The sequence below is a fragment of the Variovorax sp. Varisp41 genome (assembly GCF_047325085.1).
GTDB lineage: Bacteria > Pseudomonadota > Gammaproteobacteria > Burkholderiales > Burkholderiaceae_C > Variovorax.
Genome location: NZ_CP168541.1, coordinates 452,369 through 472,061, shown reverse-complemented (window position 1 = coordinate 472,061; position 19,693 = coordinate 452,369). Strand labels below are relative to the sequence as shown.

General features: G+C 69.2%; 16 protein-coding genes. 8 read left to right on the top strand and 8 right to left on the bottom strand.

Going from position 1 to position 19,693, the window contains the following annotated elements; translation table 11 throughout:
• The 3 genes from ACEN9J_RS33285 to ACEN9J_RS33275 form a co-directional block, all read right to left on the bottom strand.
• Complete coding sequence (locus ACEN9J_RS33285; protein WP_413765404.1) at window positions 1–501, bottom strand: guanylate cyclase; 501 nt, start codon at window positions 499–501, stop codon at window positions 1–3.
• Between the two features lie 13 nt (window positions 502–514).
• Entirely contained in the window at window positions 515–1,195 is a 681-nt protein-coding gene (locus tag ACEN9J_RS33280) for a M24 family metallopeptidase (protein WP_064262252.1), read from the bottom strand.
• 91 nt (window positions 1,196–1,286) lie between these two features.
• Entirely contained in the window at window positions 1,287–2,168 is an 882-nt protein-coding gene (locus ACEN9J_RS33275) for a substrate-binding domain-containing protein (protein WP_413765403.1), read from the bottom strand.
• 194 nt (window positions 2,169–2,362) lie between these two features.
• Here ACEN9J_RS33275 and ACEN9J_RS33270 point away from each other — a divergent pair, with 194 nt between their 5' ends.
• The 5 genes from ACEN9J_RS33270 (at window position 2,363) to ACEN9J_RS33250 (ending at window position 8,946) form a co-directional block, all read left to right on the top strand.
• Window positions 2,363–5,626, top strand: a complete 3,264-nt coding sequence (locus ACEN9J_RS33270; protein ID WP_413765402.1) for a GLUG motif-containing protein — start codon at window positions 2,363–2,365, stop codon at window positions 5,624–5,626.
• A 71-nt stretch (window positions 5,627–5,697) separates the two neighbouring features.
• On the top strand, window positions 5,698–7,422 hold the full coding sequence (locus ACEN9J_RS33265) for a ShlB/FhaC/HecB family hemolysin secretion/activation protein (protein ID WP_261213172.1): 1,725 nt from the start codon (window positions 5,698–5,700) through the stop codon (window positions 7,420–7,422).
• Between the two features lie 21 nt (window positions 7,423–7,443).
• Window positions 7,444–7,884, top strand: coding sequence for a TonB-system energizer ExbB (gene exbB, locus ACEN9J_RS33260; protein ID WP_057589813.1), 441 nt, complete (start codon window positions 7,444–7,446; stop codon window positions 7,882–7,884).
• 4 nt (window positions 7,885–7,888) lie between these two features.
• On the top strand, window positions 7,889–8,248 hold the full coding sequence (locus tag ACEN9J_RS33255; protein WP_216087390.1) for an ExbD/TolR family protein: 360 nt from the start codon (window positions 7,889–7,891) through the stop codon (window positions 8,246–8,248).
• Window positions 8,245–8,946, top strand: a complete 702-nt coding sequence (locus ACEN9J_RS33250) for a TonB family protein (protein ID WP_413765401.1) — start codon at window positions 8,245–8,247, stop codon at window positions 8,944–8,946. Before ACEN9J_RS33255 ends, ACEN9J_RS33250 begins: the two co-directional genes overlap by 4 nt.
• Before the next feature lie 156 nt (window positions 8,947–9,102).
• On the opposite strand, the gene ACEN9J_RS33245 is transcribed toward ACEN9J_RS33250, so the two are convergent.
• From ACEN9J_RS33245 to ACEN9J_RS33230, 4 genes are all read right to left on the bottom strand, one after another.
• On the bottom strand, window positions 9,103–10,539 hold the full coding sequence (locus ACEN9J_RS33245) for an aldehyde dehydrogenase family protein (RefSeq protein ID WP_413765400.1): 1,437 nt from the start codon (window positions 10,537–10,539) through the stop codon (window positions 9,103–9,105).
• A 138-nt stretch (window positions 10,540–10,677) separates the two neighbouring features.
• Window positions 10,678–11,184, bottom strand: coding sequence for an HPP family protein (locus tag ACEN9J_RS33240; protein ID WP_413765399.1), 507 nt, complete (start codon window positions 11,182–11,184; stop codon window positions 10,678–10,680).
• 6 nt (window positions 11,185–11,190) lie between these two features.
• Window positions 11,191–12,390 carry an NAD-dependent formate dehydrogenase gene (locus tag ACEN9J_RS33235; protein WP_039262297.1) on the bottom strand — a complete coding sequence of 400 codons (1,200 nt, stop codon included), beginning with the start codon at window positions 12,388–12,390 and terminating at the stop codon, window positions 11,191–11,193.
• Between the two features lie 140 nt (window positions 12,391–12,530).
• Window positions 12,531–16,130 carry an ATP-binding cassette domain-containing protein gene (locus ACEN9J_RS33230; protein WP_039262296.1) on the bottom strand — a complete coding sequence of 1,200 codons (3,600 nt, stop codon included), beginning with the start codon at window positions 16,128–16,130 and terminating at the stop codon, window positions 12,531–12,533.
• 123 nt (window positions 16,131–16,253) lie between these two features.
• Between ACEN9J_RS33230 and ACEN9J_RS33225 the strand changes: the two genes are divergently transcribed.
• The 3 genes from ACEN9J_RS33225 to ACEN9J_RS33215 all read left to right on the top strand — a co-directional run bounded on the left by ACEN9J_RS33225 (window position 16,254) and on the right by ACEN9J_RS33215 (window position 17,957).
• On the top strand, window positions 16,254–17,177 hold the full coding sequence (locus ACEN9J_RS33225) for a LysR substrate-binding domain-containing protein (protein ID WP_413765398.1): 924 nt from the start codon (window positions 16,254–16,256) through the stop codon (window positions 17,175–17,177).
• Window positions 17,178–17,293: 116 nt separating this feature from the next.
• A complete protein-coding gene (locus ACEN9J_RS33220) occupies window positions 17,294–17,533 on the top strand; it encodes a DUF6364 family protein (protein WP_057589819.1) in 240 nt (79 codons plus the stop codon).
• A gap of 1 nt (window position 17,534) precedes the next feature.
• A complete protein-coding gene (locus ACEN9J_RS33215; RefSeq protein WP_413765397.1) occupies window positions 17,535–17,957 on the top strand; it encodes a TA system VapC family ribonuclease toxin in 423 nt (140 codons plus the stop codon).
• Window positions 17,958–18,138: 181 nt separating this feature from the next.
• On the opposite strand, the gene ACEN9J_RS33210 is transcribed toward ACEN9J_RS33215, so the two are convergent.
• Complete coding sequence (locus ACEN9J_RS33210) at window positions 18,139–19,611, bottom strand: PLP-dependent aminotransferase family protein (RefSeq protein ID WP_413765396.1); 1,473 nt, start codon at window positions 19,609–19,611, stop codon at window positions 18,139–18,141.
• Between the last annotated feature and the right edge of the window lie 82 nt (window positions 19,612–19,693).

Here is a 19,693-nt window from a genome sequence, read left to right as displayed (position 1 = left end):
TCAGTCCCAGATGTCCGCGTCCACTAGGTATTCGGGAAGCGCGCGGGCTGCCAGCACGAGCAGGCCGAAATGCCCGTCGTCGAGCTTGCGCGGCACGGTGTCGAAGTGGCTCAGCGTCCCGACCACCCGCGCATCGAGCAGCGTCAACGCGACGGCGTGGTAGGCGCGGATCACGCCCTGGTAGGGGCTGCCGTCCAGCAGGGCCTCCCGGGTGGAGTCCTCGACATGAAGGAAGGCGTCGCGCAGCACGAACCGGCAGAAGCTGTCCGCGAGCGGGAAGACGGCGAAGCGTTCGGGCCGGGGCTGCCCGAGCTTGTCGATCAGCAGCACGTTCCTGACCTCGTCGCCCTGCAGCTTGAAGATGGCGGTGAAGCGGTGCGGAACCGCCGCATTCAACGCCCGCAGCGCGTGTTCGAAGGCCTGCGCCTGGATCAGCGACAGGACCGTGTCCGCGCTGGCTTCGAGTCGCCGCCTCGGGGGCGTGGGAAGGGTGAACGTCATCGGGCGGGCCGCGCTAGCAGATGGCTTCGTGCACCACTTCGTCCGCGATGAGCAGGTCCTTGTAGAACGCGCCGAACGGGCGCGTCGGATGCGCGATCTGGATCTCCAGCACCCAGAGTCCCGGATCGCGCCCGGCCGCGGGAATCGCAGGCGGGAAGTCGCCGACACGGTGCCCGTGGAGGCCCAGGTTGAGGCGCCATCCCCTCGCCTGCGCACGCTGCGTCGCGTACGCATACAGCGCCTCGCCATCGAGGCCCTCGGTGCGCAGGCGCGAACCCACTTCATGCCAGATCGCTCGCACGGTTCTCGCGCAGTCCTCCATCTGGGGATCACCGCCGACCACGAAGGTCTCGCCGGCGTCGCCCTCGTGGCCTTCCCACACGGGGCCGATGTCGATGAAGAAGATGTCCTGTTCGCCGAGCACGCGGCCCGGGTCGGATGCGTCCCTGGCGGTCTTGAGCGTGTCCTCGCCGAAGCGGATCGCGACCGGATGCCAGTTGCGCTCCATCTCCAGCGCCTGCAGCGTCGTCGCCGCCAGGGCCGTGGCCTGCGCATGCGTCATGCCGGGCCGGATGCCGGACGCGATCTGCCGGACCGCGCGCTGCGACAGCGAGCGTGCGCGCCGCAGGGCCGCCAACGGCAACCCCGCCTCGGTGACGGCGGATCGGAGCAATTCGGGAAGCATCATGGTCATCGGCGGTATCCGTCTGCCTGGATCGGGGCAATCGCTGTATCTTACAAAATACAGCGATGCCCGATCGAACCCCGCCGGCGATGCTCCTGCCCTAGATGTAGCAGTTCTTCAGGATGATCGCGCGACCGGCCGTGCTGCCCACGTAGGCGATGAAGGCGTCGACCGCGGCGTTGGTCGAGCCCGCGCGGCCGCGGATCGCCACGGCGTCCTGCAGCAGGCGGTCATGCGGCGGGTTGCCGTTGACCGTGGCCGGCGTGTACTCGAAGTAGGTGCCGGTCAGCGGCGTGCGGATGGCGCCGGTGCTGCTGTCGCACAGCTGGGACTTGGCGACGAAGCCGACATTGGGATAGGTCGTGGCGCTGGTGCTCGCATTCACCGCCGTGTAGGTGGTGCCGATGGTCGTGTACTGCGCGAACTTGGCGTCGTAGGCACCGCCCGGGTAGGTGATCGCGTTGACGCGGCTGAGCACCTGCTGCGCGGCGGTGCCGTACGGCGCGGTGACCGGGTTGGCGATCGCGACCTGGCCGTTCGCGTAGGCGTAGCTCGCGGGATTGGTGAAGCCGCTCGAACCGCTGGTGCTCACGTTCGGACCGTACTTGGACCACAGGATCAACTTGCCCTCGGCATAGCGGAACGGCACCTGCACGACGGTGGGATGGCCGGTGCGCAGGGCGGCCGGCGTGGTGTCGTCGGCCGCGAAGAACAGGTCGTAGGGCGTGGTGCCGCCGGGCGCGGCCAGCGCGGTGTTGATCGCCGTCTGGAAATCGCCCGTCGCGCCATAGGTCACGGTGAAGCTGCTGCCCGAGAACGGCAGGCCCGAGGCACCGAAGGCATTGACGAGCTGGACCATCGCGCCCTGGAAATTCGCGGCCACCGCCACGGTGATCGACTGCGCCCAGGTGGCGGATGTACCCAGCATCAGCACCGATGCCGACACGCTCAATGCAATTTTCTTGACCGGAAGTCTTTTCACGTTATCTCCTCGAAGAATTGAATGAATGGTTGTCCGTGAGTCTTTAGCGCTATATAGAGCTGCATATAGGTTGCATAGCATTCGAGTAATGCATGAACATCGAATTGATGTCATATGCGAGCTAAAAACGTTCTATTGCGCCAAAAAAATCACGGACGCTATACTCTCAGAAATATAATGAGACAGGTGAAAGAATGAAGCGACTCACGAAAAAATCCAGAAGAACCCACTTCGAATTGAATTCGAAAGTATGCGCGGCGATTTACGCGTTGCTTTGTTCTTATTCATTCCCGGGAATGGCCGCGCCGCAGGGCGGCACGGTCACCAGCGGCAGTGCCACCATCGGCCAGATGGGCAGCGTGACGCGGATCGACCAGAGCACGCAGCGCGCGAGCATCAACTGGCAGGGCTTCGGCATCGCCGCCGGCGAAACCGTCAATTTCAACCAGCCCAATGCCTCGGCGATCACGCTCAACCGCGTCGTGGGCAATGAACGCAGCGTGATCGAGGGCGCGCTCAATGCCAATGGCAAGGTCTTCCTGGTCAATTCCAATGGCGTGCTTTTCACCCGTGGCAGCAGCGTGAACACGGCCGGCCTCGTGGCCAGCACGCTGGACATCAGCGACGCGGACTTCGATGCCGGGCGCTTCGTTTTCCGCGGCAATGGCGGCAGCGGCTCGGTCATCAACATGGGCACGCTCACCGCGGCTCAGGGCGGCTATGTAGCGCTGCTCGGGCGCTCGGTGTCGAACCAGGGCGTGATCGTCGCCACCAAGGGCACGGTGGCGCTGGGCAGCGGCGAGAAGATCAGCCTCAACTTCAATGGCGATTCGCTGGTGAGCCTCAGCATCGACGAAGGCACGCTCGGCGCGCTGGTCGAGAACAAGGGCGCGATCCAGGCCGACGGCGGCACGGTGATCCTGACAGCGAAGGCGGCCGACGATCTGCTGGGCAGCCAGGTCAACAACACCGGCATCGTGCAGGCGCGCACGATGGACGATCTCAAGGGCCGCATCGCCTTGCGCGCCGATGGCGGCACGGTCGACGTGGGCGGAACGCTCGATGCCTCCTCGCCCGCGACCGGCGGCGGCGGAACCGTCGAGACCTCGGGCCGCAGCGTGCGCGTGTCGGACGACGCCGTTGTCACGACCCAGGCCGCGAACGGCGACACCGGCACATGGACGCTGGCTTCCGATGCCTTCACCGTCGGCGCTGGCGCGAACATCAGCGGTGCCCAGCTCGGCAGGCAACTGGGTCGCAACAACGTGGCGATCTCATCGACGGGCGGGAACGGCGCCGATGGCCATCTGTACATCGAACAGGCCGTGAACTGGTCGGCCAACACCGCGCTCACGCTGACCGCGGCCAACGACGTGCGCATCGATGCGCCGATCGCGGCGACGGGCGCAAGCGCAGGGTTGAACCTGAACTTCGGTAGCGGCGGAGACTACCGCATCGATATGAGCAAAGGCGCATCGGTCACGCTGAGTGGCGCCAACGCGACCCTTGCGATGAACGGGCAGGCCTACACGCTGATCCACAGCATGAGCGATCTGGAGAGGATCGACGACGCTGGTGGTGTTGCGGCCGGGCGCTATGCGCTCGCGGGCAACCTCGATGCGTCGGGCAAGACCTATGACAACACCGTGGTGTCCAAGTTGTCGGGCACGCTGGCGGGCCTGGGGCACACCATCAGCAACCTGACGATCCGGCAGCCGGACTCCAACCCCTGGACCATTGCAAGCGGCCTGGTGGGAACGGCCCAGATCGGCAGCGCGATCCGCGACATCGGCCTGATCGGCGTCAATGTCGATGCCTACGGCCGGGTCGGCGGATTGGTCGGAGAGAACATCGGCGGCAGCATCAGTCACACCTACGTGACGGGGACGGTGCGCGGCGTCAACAACGTGGGCGGCCTGGTGGGATACAACGGCGGCAGCTTCGACATGGAAACCGGGTTTCCCATCAATGGCAACGGCATCATCTCCGATTCTTTTTCCGCTGCGACGGTGACCGCTTCGTCCCGCTATACGGGCTCTGCTTTCACTGACTTCGGCGGCCTCGTAGGAAGCAACAAGGGAGCAACCTACAAGATCCTTCGCTCCAGTGCGACCGGCAACGTGTCGGTCCTGGTCGACCTCGGTTCGAGCATCGGTCACCAGAATGTCGGCGGGTTGGTCGGGAGCAACATCAACAGCACCATCGTCGACTCCCATGCCACAGGCAATGTGACGGTGTCCGACAACATCGAGTCGGTCGGCGGGCTGGTGGGGTTGAACAACACCGGCCTGTTCGTCACACCATCGGCCCTCATCTCGAATTCGTACGCCACTGGTGACGTCACGGGCGGAAGGTCCAGCATCGGTGGCCTCGTTGGGCAGAACGCAGAGACATCCCGGATCGTCGATTCCTACGCCACCGGCAATGTAAAAGCAAACAACAGCACCCAGAACATCGGTGGCCTGGTCGGCTGGAACAACGCCGGCACCATCTCCGGATCGCATGCGAGCGGTACCGTCACGGCGTCCGGAGTTTCCGTGGGCGGGCTTGTCGGCAACAACGGAGGCGCGGCAGCGAGTATCACCAACTCCTATGCCACCGGCGACGTGAATGGCGGACCTGTCAGTCAGGGTGTGGGCGGCCTGGCGGGTTCGAACAGCGGCACCATCTCCGGATCGCATGCCACGGGCAACGTCAGGGGCGAGATCGCGGGCGGCCTGGTCGGCGGCAACGCGGGCCTCATCACGGATTCCTTTTCGAGCGGCAACGTGTTCGGCTCCTACGCGGCCGGTGGCCTGGTCGGGCAGATGGACGGTGGCTCGATCCTCAACTCGCGTGCCAGCGGCAACGTGACGGGCGGCGCCGACTACGACTTCACCGGCGGACTGGTGGGCCGCATGCAGGGCGGCGACATCGACAACTCGCACGCCACCGGGTCGGTCATCCACGGCAACGACACCACGGGTCGCCTGATCGGGAACAACACGGGTTCGGGCACCATCACCAACAGCACCTACCGCGATGCGGCGGCCGAAGCAGCGGCCCAGGCCGCGGCCGAGGCGGCGGCCCGCGCGGCCGCGGCAGCGCAAGCCGCGGCGGAGGCGGCCGCCCGAGCATCGAGCGAAGCCGCGGCACAGGCCGCTGCCGAAGCGCAGGCGGCCGCCGTCGCCGCCGCGCAGGCCGCCGCGCGCGCGGCGGCGCTGCAGGAGCGCGCGCAAACGGGTTCGCGTCTCGCGGCCGCCGCAACCTCGGAAGCCCAGCGCCAACCGGAACGCCCCGCGCCCCAGACGACAGCGGGCTTCACGCAACGGGCCGCGGCACTGGCCGACAACATCGTCTTCGCCGATCGGCGCAGCTTCTCCGCCAACGTGGAACGCATCGAGATCGACGGCAAGGTGTTCGAACTCGAGGACGAAGGCGCCAAGGCGCCCGCGGCGCCGCCGTCGACGCCGCGCTGACATCGCCGCCCCGCGGCGGGACGGCATGGCCGGTCCCGCCTCCCCCTTCTCCTTTTCGTTCCCGTTGCGACATGAACCCCCTTCGTCCCGTCTCGTCCTCACGCCGGGCGCATCCCGCGCTCGCCGCCTTCTCCGTGCTCTGCTCGCTCGCCACCAGTGGCCATGCCCAGGTGGCGCCCATCCCCAATTACGGCAGCGGCGATGCGCTGCGCGAAGCCCAGCCGCCGCGTCCGCTGGGCACCCCGCGCCAACCGCCCGCGCCGGTGATCGTGGAGCAGCCCGAGCGGCCGCTCGCCCTGCCGGCCGGCGAGACGCTGACGGTGCGCGACTTCAAGGTCGAGGGCGCCGACGAGATTCCGCCCGCCGAGCTGCGGGCCGCGCTCGATCCCTACCGCGGCCGCGCGCTGTCGATGGCCGAGATCGAACAGGCCGCGGGCCGGATCACGGCGCTGCTGCGCGACCGCGGCTACCTCGTGGCGCGCGCCTATGTGCCGCGGCAGGACGCGAGCGCCGGCACGCTGACGGTCCGGGTCCTGATCGGCAGCTACGGCAAGCTCACGCTCAAGAACCGCTCGCTGGTGCACGACGCGACCGTGGCCGATGCGTTCGCGCCCTTGCAGGCGGGCCAGCCGGTCTCGCGCGCGCAGCTCGAGCGCGCGATGCTGCTGGTCGGCGACATGCCCGGCGCCACCCTGCCCCGCCTCACGATCTCTCCCGGCGAAGCCCCGGGCACTTCGGACTTCGATGTCGAGGTGGGCGAGCGCAAGCGCTTCAGCGGCTATGTACTGGGCGACAACCAGGGCTCGCTCTACACGGGCAAGAACCGCCTGAGCGCGGGGCTCGACATCAACTCGCCCTTCGGCATCGCCGACCGGCTGAGCCTCAACCTGATGGGCACCGAGGGCGGCGGCCTCGACAACGGCCGCGTGGCCTACGGCTTTCCGCTGACCGCGAGCGGCCTGCGCCTGGAGCTGGCCGCCGCGCGCACCACCTACCACCTGGGCGGCGACTACGAGGACCTCGAGGCCAGGGGCCGGGCACGCACGGTCGAAGCCACCTTGAGCTATCCGCTGCTGCGCAGCCGCGCGCAGAACCTGTCGCTGAGCCTGAACCTCGCGCAGCGCCATCTGCGCGACGAGGTGGGCGCGGTCGAGAGCGTCGACCGCAAGACCACCCGGGTCGCGACCTTCGCCGTGCAGCACGAGCGCTGGGGCGATCTGCTGGGCCGGCCGGGCTACACCAGCGTCGTCGCCGGATTCAGCTACGGCCACCTCGACATCGACAACCCCGCGCAGGCGGCGCTCAACCGGGCCGGCGCCAACACGGCCGGCGACTTCGCGCACCTGAACCTGCGGCTCGCCGCCAACGTGGAATTCGCCAAGGGCTGGACCGCGAGCAGCGCGCTGAGCCTGCAGAAGGCGCTGCGCAACAAGAACCTCGATGGCAGCGAGCAGATGAGCATCTCGGGCCCCAACGGCGTGAAGGCGTACCGCGAGTGGGTGAGCGGCGACAACGGCTACCTGCTCAATGCCGAAGTGCGTTATGCGCTGCCGGCGCCCGAGGGGCTCACGCATTCGGTGGGCGTCTTCGCCGACCTCGGACGCGCCTGGCTGCAGAACGCCGACTACACGACGCGCAACGGCGTGCGCCTGTCGGACGTGGGCATCGGCTACCAGGCGCGCTACGGCGCGCTGTTCGGGCGGCTGCAGGTCGCGCGCGCCATCGGGTCACGCCCGCAGGAGATTGCGCGCGAGGGCCGCACGCGCGTGCTGGTGCAGGCCGGCGTGCTGTTCTGAAGCATCGAGGAGGACCACGGAATGAACATGAACTGGCTCGCCGGCGCCATCGACTACGGCGTCATCGGACTGCTGGTGGTGCTGAGCGTCTTCGTCGTCGCGATCGGCATCGAACGCGCCTGGCTCTACAGCCGCATCGACACGCACGCGATCCGCGACATCAAGTCGCTCGAGCTGCTGCTCACGCGCAAGCTCTTCGTCATCGCCTCGGTGGCGAGCAACGCGCCCTACCTGGGCCTGCTGGGCACGGTGTTCGGGATCATGCTGACCTTCTACAACATGGGGCAGGACGCCTCCATCGACACCGGGAAGATCATGGTCGGCCTCGCGCTCGCGCTGAAGGCCACGGCCGTGGGCCTGGGGGTGGCGCTGGTGTCGGTGGTGCTCTACAACACGCTGCTGCGCAAGGTGCAGGTGTTGATCCTCGAATGGGAGATCGCGCGTGACCGAAAAGCCGATTGACAGCATGAACATGCTCCCCTTCGTCGACATCATGCTGGTGCTGCTCACCATCGTGCTGACGACCTCGAGCTTCATCGCGAGCGGGCGGATTCCGGTCAACCTGCCGCAGGCCAGCGCGAGCCCTTCGGAGACCTCGCAAACGCAGACCATCGTGATCGATGCGGCGGGCACGATCCACTTCGGCGGCGAGGCCCTGAATGCCGACGCGCTCAAGACCCGGCTCGCCGCGATGGACAAGCAGACGCCCTTCCTGCTGCGCGCCGACCGCACGGTGCAGCTGCAGCGCTTCATCGACGTGGCCGATGTGCTCAAGCAGCTGGGCTTCGCCAAAGTGGCGGTGCAGACGGAGCCGGCGCCGCGATGAGGTTCGCCATCGGTCTCGGCCTCTCGGTGCTGCTGCACGCGGCGCTGGTGCTGCCGTGGCTGGTGCGCGCGCGGCCCGAGGCGTCGCCACCACCGCGCGAGCAGCTGGTGGTCGACCTGCTGGGCATGGTGAGCAACCGCCAGGTCGAGCAGCAGCAGGTGGCGCGGCCGGCCGAGCCTCCTCCTGCGGCGCCGCAGCCGAAGCCGGTGGCGCGCAAGGAGACACGCGAGCGGGCACCGGCGCCGCGCCAGGCCGCACCGAGCCCGGTGCAGGTGGCGCGCGTCGAGGAACCCGTGCGCGCCCCGCCGGAGCCGCCGACGCAGGCGCCCGTGGCCGCGCCGCCGCCGGTCGCGAATGCCGCCGAGGAAGAGCGCATGCAGCAGACCGTGCGCGCGCGCGACGACGGCGCCGATGCCCTGCGCAAGTACCTCGCGGGCCTGCGCAAGGCGATCCAGGGCAAGCTCGTCTATCCGGTCGAGGCGCGCGAGGTCGGCTATGTCGGCGCGCCGACGATCCGCTTCACGCTGACCGAGGAAGGCAACATCCTGTCGGGCTCGCTCGCGGTGGCGAAGAGCAGCGGTTACCCGGTGCTCGACGAGAGTGCCATGCGGGCGGCGCAGGCCGGCGCGCCGTTCGAGAAGCCGCCGCGGCGGATGGAGGTGGCGATCGCCATCGGGTTCGTTCAGGAACGGCAGTGAGGTTCGGCCTGCTGTTCGGGGCGCGTGCACAGGACAGCGGGTACTTCCCTCCGCGAATGTCCCCGGCCTTCGGCCTCCTCCTTGATTTCGCTGCGGGAAGCACCCGCTGCCCTGTGCACGTGGATGCCGCGGGCAGGTGTGCCGGGTACCGCAGACTCAGGCCGCGGCCTTCGGCGCGAAGCCGAGCATGGCCTTGACCTCGAGGAATTCGCCGAACGCGTGATCGCCCCATTCGCGTCCGTTGCCGGACTGCTTGAAACCACCGAACGGGGCGCTCAGGTCGAGGGCCGCGCTGTTGATGTTCACCTGTCCGGCGCGCAGGCGCGCAGCGACCTTTCGCGTTGTCTCGGGGTCCGTGCCCGACACGTAGGCCGCGAGCCCGTAGGGCGTGTCGTTGCCGATCTCGATCGCTTCGTCGACCGTGTCGTAGCCGAGGATCGTCAGCACGGGGCCGAAGATCTCCTCGCGCGCCACCGTCATCTGGTTGTTCACCTGGGCCAGCACCGTGGGCTTGACGTAGTAGCCGGTCTCCAGGCCCGCGGGCTTGCCGGGACCGCCGGCCACCACCGTGGCGCCTTCGTCGATGCCCTTCTGGATCAAGGTCTGGATCTTGTCCCATTGCGCGGCCGAAACCACCGGGCCGAGGGCCGCGCCGCTGGCGGGATCGCCGACCGTGGTGGCCTCCGCCGCTTCCTTCGCGATGGCCAGGGCCTCGGCCATGCGCGCATTGGGCACCAGCATGCGCGTGGGCGCATTGCAGGACTGCCCCGAGTTGCCCATCACGCCGCGCACGCCGGCCGTCACGGCGCGCTTGAAGTCCGCGTCCTCGAGGATGATGTTCGGCGACTTGCCGCCGAGCTCCTGGTGCACGCGCTTGACGGTGGGGGCCGCGTTGCGCGCCACCTCGATGCCGGCGCGCGTGGAGCCCGTGAACGACACCATGTCGACTTCCGGATGGCTGGAGATCGCGGCGCCCACGGTCGGCCCGTCGCCATTGACGAGATTGAAGACCCCGGCGGGCACCTGGGCCGCATCCAGGATCTCGGTCCAGATCACCGCCGAGAACGGCGCGATCTCCGAGGGCTTGAGCACCATCGTGCAGCCCACCGCGAGCGCCGGCGCCACCTTGCAGGCGATCTGGTTGACGGGCCAGTTCCAGGGCGTGATGAAGCCGCACACGCCGATCGGCTCCCTGACCAGCAGGGTGGTGCCGCGCGCCTCGTCGAACCTGTAGGTCTTCAGGACTTCGAGCGCGGTCTGCAGGTGCGCCAGGCCCATGGCGGCCTGGGCGTCCCTGGCCAGTGCGGCGGGCGCGCCCATCTCCTCGGTGATGGCCGCCGCCATGTCGGCATAGCGCTTCTTGTATTCGGCCACGATGCGCTCGAGCAGCGCGATGCGCTCCTGCACGCTGGTCCGCGAATAGTCGCCGAAGGCGGCGCGAGCGGCGCGCACCGCGCGATCGACATCGGCGGCCGAACCCATCGAGATGCGGCCGGCCGGCTTCTCGGTCGCGGGGTTGATCACGTCGATGCTCTTTGCCGTGGCGGGGTCGACCCAATGGCCGTCGATATAGAACTGCAGGTAGTCGCGCATGCCGATGTCTCCTGATGAGCCGTTGTCGCAGGATTGCGTTGTGCTTGCCAGAATACATCGGGTGCGGCGTCCGCGCGGTGAAAAGGCCGGTTGTTCCATTTCGAAACACTGCCTCGGGCGGGCGGCCGCCCGAGGCGGTCACGCAGCCCGTCTCGCGGCCCGGTAGCGGATCGCGAAGCGGTACAGCCGGCTCAGCAGCACCAGCACGCAGGCGCCGGCCAGGGTCGGCAGCACGAGGAAGTCCCAGCCCGGCTGGCTCAGGAAGATGATGACCGGGTTGCTGCCGGCCGGCGGGTGCACCGTGTCGGTGGCCATCATCAGCATCGCCGCGCAGGCGCCGGCCGCGGCCATGGCCCACCAGCCCGGCCCCAGCAGGTGCAGGAACAGCAGGCCGACCGCCGAGGACAGCAGGTGGCCGCCGATCACGTTCTTCGCCCGGGAGAACGGCACGTCGGGAAACCCGAACAGCAGCACGCAACTGGCGCCGAACGAACCGATCACCCAGGCGTCGTGCGTGGTCGCAGCCAGCGCGCCCACCGTTGCCAGCGCCACGAACGCGCCCAGGCCCGCCAGCAGGATGCCGGCGATCCGGTCGCGCCGCGGCGCGCCTGCCTCCTTGCGAGGCGCCGCGGTCGTCGAGAGCACGAGGTGCTACTTCTTGAAGCGCGCGGCTTCTTCCGAGCCGCCAGTGGCATTGCCCGCGCTGTACGAATGCGCGCCCACGCCCGCGAGCTGGCCGCCCTGCACGATCAGGTACTCGTTGCGGATCGGCCGGTTCTCGAAGTAGCACTCGAGGATCTCGCGCGTGCCGGCCGCATAGCGCGACTGCGCCGACAGGCTGGTGCCCGAGATGTGCGGCGTCATGCCGTGGTGCGGCATCGTGCGCCACGGATGGTCGGCCGGCGCGGGCTGCGGGAACCACACGTCGCCCGCATAGCCCGCGAGCTGGCCGCTCTCGAGCGCCGAGGCGATCGCGTCGCGGTCGCACAGCTTGCCGCGCGCCGTGTTGATCAGGTAGGCGCCGCGCTTGAACTTCTTCAGGCTGTCGGCATTGATCATGTGCTCGGTCTCCGGGTGCAGCGGGCAGTTCAGCGTCACCACGTCGCAGACCTTGGTCAGGCTCTCGAGGCTGGTGTGGTGCGTGAGGTTGAGTTCCTTCTCGACCGATTCCGGCAGGCGGTGGCGGTCGAGGTAGTGCAGCTTCACGTCGAAGGGCTTGAGCAGCCGCAGCACGCGCAGCCCGATGCGCCCGGCGGCCACCGTGCCCACCTGCATGCCCTCGAGGTCGTAGGAGCGCGCCACGCAGTCGGCGATGTTCCAGCCGCCCTTGACCACCCAGTTGTACGAAGGGATGTAGTTGCGCACCAGGCCCAGCGTCATCATCACCACGTGCTCGGCCACGCTGTTGCTGTTGCAGTAGGTGACCTCGGCCACCGTGATGCCGCGGTCGATCGCGGCCTGCAGGTCGGTATGGTCGGAGCCGATGCCCGCGGTCACGATCATCTTGAGCTTGGGTGCCTTCGCGATGCGCTCGGCCGTCATGTAGGCGGGCCAGAAGGGCTGCGAGATCACGATCTCGGCGTCGTGCAGCTCGCGGTCGAGCACGCTGTCCGCGCCGTCCTTGCTCGAGGTGACCACGAGCTGGTGGCCGTTGGCCTCGAGGTACTTGCGCAGGCCCAGCTCGCCCGAGACGCTGCCCAGCAGGGTGCCGGGCTGGAAGTCGATGCGCCGCGGCGTGGGCAGCGTCTGTCCGTCGGGATAGCGCTCCAGGTGCGGCAGGTCGTCGCGGGCGTAGGTGGTGGGATAGCCCGTCACGGGGTCGTCGTAGAGCACGCAAACAATCTTGGCCAAAGTCATCTCCTGGTTGATGCGGCAGCACATCGCTGCACGGAGGAGATGGTTTCGCAGCGCGCGATTTCAGGCCAATCGTTTGATCGGATGGGGCGATAGGCGCGGCTTATGAAGCCCGCCGCGGGCCGGACCGCGCACCCTCATGCCCGCGCCCGTTGCGATGGTTCGGCACTCGCGCCCTGGTGGCTCGCCAGCTTCGCATACACCCCCTGCCGGCGCAGCAGCTCGTCGTGCGTGCCGGCCTCCGCCAGCGTGCCGTGCTCCAGCACCAGGATCAGGTCGGCGTCGCGGATGGTCGACAGCCGGTGCGCGATCACGAGCGTGGTCCGGTGCCGCATCAGCGCATCGAGCGCGCCGCGCACCTGCAGCTCCGACAGCGTGTCCAGGTGCGAGGTGGCCTCGTCGAGGATCAGCACCGGCGCGTTCTTGAGGAAGGCGCGCGCGATCGAGATGCGCTGGCGCTGGCCGCCCGACAGCTGCATCCCGCGTTCGCCGACGCGCGTGGCCAGGCCCTCGGGCAGCGTGCGCACGAAGTTCGTCAGCGCGGCGCGGTCGAGCGCGAGAGCCAGTTCCTCGCCGCTGGCATCGGGGCGCGCGAGGCGGATGTTGGCCTCGAGCGTGTCGTTGAACAGGTAGGTGTCCTGCGACACCAGCGCGACGCGTTCGCGCAGGCCGTCGAGCCGCAGCTCGCGCACGTCCACGCCGTCGAGCCTCACGCGGCCCTGGCGCGGATCCCAGAAGCGCAGCAGCAGGCTGGCCACGGTGCTCTTGCCGGCGCCCGAGGCGCCGACCACGGCCACGGTGGCGCCGGCCGGCACCTCGAAGCCGAGCTCGTGCAGGGTGTCCTGCGCCTTGCCCGGATAGGCGAAGCAGACGCGCTCGAAGGCCAGCGACAGGCCGCGACCCGCGGCCGGCGGCGGCAGCGGGCCGTCGACCACGGGCTCGGGCTCGTTCTCGACCACGTGCAGGCGGCGCGTGGCCGCGATGGTGTCGGCCAGCTGGCGGCTGACCTGCGAGATCTCCGACACCGGCAGGAAGGTGGCGAGCGCGATCAGCACCAGCAGCGGCAACATGCCGGCCGGCAAGGCACCGCTCGCGACCTGCAGCGCGCCGACCACGGCCACGGCCAGGCCGCCCAGGCCCATCGCGATCTCGAACCACGCGGTCTGGCGCGACAGGTCGTTCAGGATGTCCAGGCGCCGCGCGCGGCTGCGGTCCGCCACCTCGAGGAACTGCGCGCGGCGGCGGCCCGTGGCCTGGAAGGCGGTCAGGTCGGCCAGGCCCTGGATGGTCTCGGCGGTATGGGCGCTCATCTCGCCCAGCGCATGGCGGGCGCGGTCGCCGAGCGCATCGACCTGGCGGCGGCCCCGGATCGGCGACACCAGCGCATAGGCGAGGAACGGCAGCAGCGCCAGCGCCACGGGCCAGCTGTAGAGCGCGAGGAAACCCAGCACCGACAGCGGCACCAGCACCGAGACGATGGCCGGCGCGATGGTGTGGGCGTAGAAGTACTCGACCATCTCCACGTCGTGCGTGGCGAGCGCGACCAGGTCGCCCGAACGGCGCTGCAGCAGGTAGGCCGGCGCGAGTCGCTCGAGCTTGTCGTAGAGCTTCACGCGCATGTCGGCCAGCAGCTGGTAGGCCATGGCATGGGCCAGCCACGACTCGAGCCAGTGGAACAGCGCGGCCAGCGGCGCCGCGACCAGCAGGCCGACGATCAGCGCCGAGGTGTCGCGGCCGTCGCGGATCGCGGCCACCACCAGCGCGCTGAGCACGCCGACGCCGATGAAGGCCGCGACACGCGCCACGCCCAACACGATGGTGGCGATCAGCGTGCCGCGCCAGGGCCGCACCACCGACAGCAGCGTGGCGAGCGTGGCCTTCCAGCCGACCTGCTCGGCGTCGGCATCGAGCGGGCGCAGCGCGGGGCCGCGATCGCCCTCCTCTTCCGCGGCAATGCGCCGCACCGATGCGGCCTGCGCATCGACCGGCGCGGGCGCCGCGGCGGCGAGGCCCACGGCCTGCTCGTGCATCAGGCGGTGGTAGAGGCCCTGCCGTTGCATCAGCACCGCATGGCGGCCCTCCTCGACCACGCGCCCCTGATCGAGCACCAGGCAGCGGTCGGCGCCGATGATGCTGGCCAGCCGGTGCGCGAGGATCAGCGTGGTGCGGCCGACCATCAGGCGGTCCAGCGCCTGCTGGATCAGCGCCTCGTTCTCGGTGTCGACCGAGGACAGCGCCTCGTCGAGGATCAGGATCGGCGCGTCGCGCAGCAGGGCACGCGCGATCGCCACGCGCTGGCGCTGGCCGCCCGAGAGCTGCAGGCCGCGCTCGCCGACCTGGGTGGCGTAGCCCTGCGGCAGCGCCATGATGAAGTCGTCGATGTTGGCGGCCCGCGCCGCGGCGCGCACCTGCTCGTGGGTGGCGTCGGGGCGGCCCAGGCGCAGGTTGTCGTCGAGCGTGCCGTGGAACAGCGTGATGTCCTGGCTCACCAGCGCCATGTGGCCGAGCAAGGTTTGCGTGGCCAGGCCGTTGACGTCGTGGCCGCCCACGCGCACCGTGCCCGATTGCGGCACGAACTCGCGCAGCAGCAGCCGCACGATGGTGGACTTGCCGGCGCCGCTCGGGCCCACGATGCCCACGCGCTCGCCGGCCGCGATGCGGAACGACAGGCCCTGGTGGGCGGCGCGCTGCGGCGAGTAGGAGAAGGCCACGCCGTCGAATTCGATGGTGGGCGCGAGATGCGCGGGCCCGGCGGCGTTCGACCGTGTTTCAGGCGAAGCGGTCGGCGCTTTTGCATCCATCAGCGCATGGATGCTCGCCGCGGCCGATTGCCCCAGCATGCCCCGGTGCAGCACCGAACGCAGCTCGCGCAGCGGACGGAAGATCTCGGTGCCGGCCATCAGCACGATCAGCAGGGCTTCCACGCTCATGTCGCCGGCCGTCACGCGCCAGGCGCCCACCGTGAGCGCCAGCGCGGCACCGAGTGCCACGCCGAGGTCGCTGATGCCGCGCGTCAGCAGGCTCACCGACAGCACCCAGAAGGTGTTGTCCGAGAGCTTGCGCGCGCGGGCCGCCAGCCGCTCGCCCCAGGCCTTGCCCTGGCCGTAGGCCTTCAGCGTGGGCAGGCCCTGCATCGCATCGAGGAACTCCTCGCCGAATTCGTTGAGCGAGCGCGTGCGCGCCAGGCTCGCGCGGCTGTCGAGCATGTGGACGGCCATCGGCCCGAGCAGCGCGAACAGCGCCGCGGCCAGGAAGACGAGCGCGGTCGGCAGGTCCCAGAAGGCGATGACCGCGAAGATGGCGAACGGCGCCGCGGCCGCGATCACGACCTGCGGCAGGTACTGGCCGAAGAAGGTCTGCAGCTGCTCCACGCCATCGACCACCGTCAGCATCACGCCGCCGGTGCGCTGGTTGGCGAACCAGGCCGGGCCCAGTGCCACGATGCGGTCGTAGAGCCGTGCGCGCAGCGCCTGCTGCACCTCGGCCGAGGCGCGGTTGGCCTGCACCGTGCGCAGATGGTCGAACAGCGCGCGCAGCAGCACCATCGCGCCCACGCAGGCGGCCGGTGCGATCCAGTCGCCGTAGGGCGCGCCGTCGAACACGCGCGCCAGCAACTGGCCGAGGAACACGTAGCGCGCGATGCCGGCCGCCAGCGCCAGCAGGCCGAGCAGGATGCCGCCCGCCATCTGCAGGCGCAGGCCCGCTGTCAATTGCCAAAGCCGAATATCGAAATACATGGTGATGCGATCGGTTCTTCCTGTCGGGCCGTCATCGTCATGCATCGCGCGGGGCGGCGAAAGCGATGGTTTTTCAATCCTGGGTTGAGATAGATTGCACCCTTTGCCGCTCCACCCCGCCCCATGCCTCCACTGGCTGCCTTGCGCGCCTTCGAAGCCGTTGCCCGCCTGGGCAGCCTGAGCCGTGCCGCCTCCGAACTCCATGTCACGAAGAGCGCCATCAGCCACCAGCTGCGCGCGCTCGAGGAAGACCTCGGCGTGACCCTGCTGCATCGTGGCGGCACGGTGCGTCGCGCGCGGACCACCGAGGCCGGTGCCGCGTTGCTGGTGTCGGTGCAGCAGGCCCTGACCCTGCTCGAGACCGCCTGCCGCGACACGCGCGCCGGTGCCCATGGCCGGCGGCGCAACAGCCTCAACATCTCGGCCAATCCCTCGCTCGCGGCGCTGTGGCTGGCGCCGCGGATCGGGCGCTTCATCGAGCTGCATCCCGACATCGACATCCAGCTGTTCCTGCACGCCAGCCAGGATCCCGCCTGGGACGCGCAGGACATCGATCTCGCGTTCCTGCACGTGCGCGCGCTGGGCCCGCACCTCGCGGCGCCCGGCGACATCCCGCTGATGACCGAGACCGTGGTGCCGGTGTGCAGCCCCGCGCTGGTCGAGCCCGGCGAGCGCGACGACCCGCGCGTGTTCACGCGCCACCGCTGGCTCGAGGAGAAGCACATCGACAGCCCCGAGACCGACTGGCGCACCTGGCGTCCCCGATTGGGCTTGCCCGACAGCGCGAGCCAGGAGCCGCTGGTGCTCAGCGGCCTGAGCACCGTGGTCGCGGCTGCCGCGGCGGGCGTGGGCATCGCGCTGGGGCGTGCGCCGCTGGTCGACGAGGAACTGGCGCGCGGCCGGCTGGTGGCGCTGACGCCGGGCCTGCGCATGGCCGGCTCATGGGGATACGTGATGCGCGTGCGTGCCAACCGGCCGATGGATGCCTCGCTGCCGACGCTGGTCGAGTTCCTCGCCGAGGAGGGGCGGCGCGCTCCTGCGTGGTGAGGTTCGACGCGCGGGCGGTTTGTTCGGGACGCTGCCTCGGCGAGCGCGTCAGGTTGACTTTCGTGGCAATCGAACTACGATACAGAAATCTGTATCGAAAATCTCGCGGCGACCTCATGAAGACTACGCTCAATCTCAATGACAGCTTGCTGACGCAGGCCAAGGCGATGGCAGTGCAGCAACGCACGAGTCTCACGCGCCTCATCGAGGAAGGACTGCAGCTGCGGCTGAAGGCGAGGCCCCTTCCGACCGGCGCCGTTCGCTTGCCAGTGTTTCGCGGCAAGGGCGGATTGGTCGATGGCATCAGCGGCTTGAGCAACAAGGAAATGCTGGACGCCGCCGATCGTGACGCCTGATGTGAATATCCTGGTCGCCGCCTCGAGGAGCGACCATCCGCAACACGTGCCCGCGCTTGCATGGCTCGAGCAGGCCCTTGCAGGCGCCAGTGCGGGAAGGCCGCTTGCGCTGCAGCCCATGGTGATTGCCAGTTTCCTTCGACTCGTCACGAACCCGAGAGTTTTCGTAACGCCTACGCCGATCAGCGCAGCGCTGAAGTTCGTCGATGCGATTCTCGAAGCCCCGGGAGTGGAGCAGCCGCAGCTCGGCGGCGAGTGGCATTTGCTGCGCGAAATCTGCACCAACAACAAGCTGGCAGCGAACGGTATACCGGATGCATGGCTGGCGGCGGCTGTCGCCCACCAGGGCGAACACCTGGTGACGTTCGACGGCGACTTCAGGCGACTCCTCTCGCGGGCGCAATTCACCCGGCTTTCGGCTTAGGGCCTGTCAGCACTACAACGAGCCCCTTTGCGGGGCAACCCGAGGGAAAGCTCGCCAGAGCCCGCCCCTCGGCGCTGCGTTTCTTGCATGTGCGGATGGACACGCGGCATCACGCGCCGTGATGGACGGGCTCTGGCGAGCTTCGCGACCCCTTGCATCGTGTTCGCAGGCCCCTGGAAGCTCAGGACCGGTGCTGGCGGCCTGCGAGCTGCCCCAGCCGCCGAACCCCCTCCTCGATCCGCTCGCTCCAGCGCCAGCCGGCGCTCAGTCGCAGGCAGTTGCGAAAGCGCCGGCTCGCCGAGAAGACATCCCCCGGCGCGAAGCAGATGCCGAGCTCGAGCGCCGCGTCGAACAGCGCGCGCGAGTCGAAGCCGCGCGGCAGTTCGACCCACAGAGCGAAGCCCCCGGCGGGCCGGCTGACGCGGGTCTCGGCCGGAAAGCTGGCCTCGATGGCGCGGGTCAGGTGCCGCAGGTTTTCTTCGAGCAGGCGGCGCAGCCGGCGCATGTGCGCGTCGTAGGCGCCGCTGGCCAGGAAGTCCGCGAGCGCGACCTGCGGCAGCACCGGGCTGCAGAGACTGAAGGCGAGCTTGCGGTCGACCACCTGCTGCGCGTATTTGCCTGGCGCGATCCAGCCCACGCGATAGCCGGGCGCGAGGCTCTTCGAGAACGAGCTGCAGTAGAGGGTGTTCGCGCCGCCGTCGAGCGCGATGAAGGGCGTGGGCCGCTCGCGCGCGAAGTGGATGTCGCCGTAGACATCGTCCTCGATCAGCGGCACGCCGTGCCGCGCGAGCAAGGCCAGCAGCTCGCGCTTGCGTGCGTCGGGCATCGACACGCCCAGCGGATTGCTGAAGCTCGACGACAGCAGGCAGGCCGCCACCGGGCCGGCATCGAGCAGCCGAGCGAAGGCCTCGATGTGGATGCCCTCGACGGGATCGGTGGGCAGCTCCAGCACCTTGAGTCCGAGCACCTCGAGCGTGTGGAGAAAGCCGAAGTAGGTCGGCGACTCCACCGCGATGGTGTCGCCGGGCCTGGCGACGGCGCTCAGCGCGAGCGTGAAGGCTTCGGTGCAGCCGTTGGTGATGACCACGTCGTCGGGCGAGAGCGCATGCCCGATGCGCATTGCGCGCCGCGAGATCTCGCGGCGCAGCCGCGGGTCGCCGCGCGGCGTGCCGTAGACGTTGTGGCGATCGCCATGCTGGCGCGCGGCACGCGCGAGCGCGAGGTCGAGCCGGTGGGAACGCAGCAGGGCCGCGTCGGGCACCGCGCAGCCCAGCGGCACGAGCGCCGGGTTGGAGGCGTGCTCGAGCAGGGCCGCGACGGCGCCGCTGATCGACACGGTCGAGGCCTTCGAACGCAGGCGCGAGGCCGAGGGCAGCGCCAGCGTTCCGCCCTGCGTGGCGGCGACGTAGAAGCCCGACTGCGGCCGCGCGACCAGCACGCCGCGGTCCTCGAGCAGGCGGTAGGCCTGCAGCACCGTCGAGATGCTGATGCCGTGCTGCTCGCTGACGGCGCGCACCGACGGCAGGCGCTCGCCGGGCGCGAGCGTGCCGTTGTCGATCGTGTCGACGATGAGTTCCGCGAGCTGCTCGTAGCGATGGGGTGCGGGCACGTTGCCGGCCGCTTGCCTGTTGCGCTGAAGGGTGCCTGTGTTCATGGGGGGCTCGTGCATGACGAGGCTCGATTGTGGGTGAAGCGGCTTCCGAAGGCACGCGAACTGTGCTGGTCCGAATTCACGG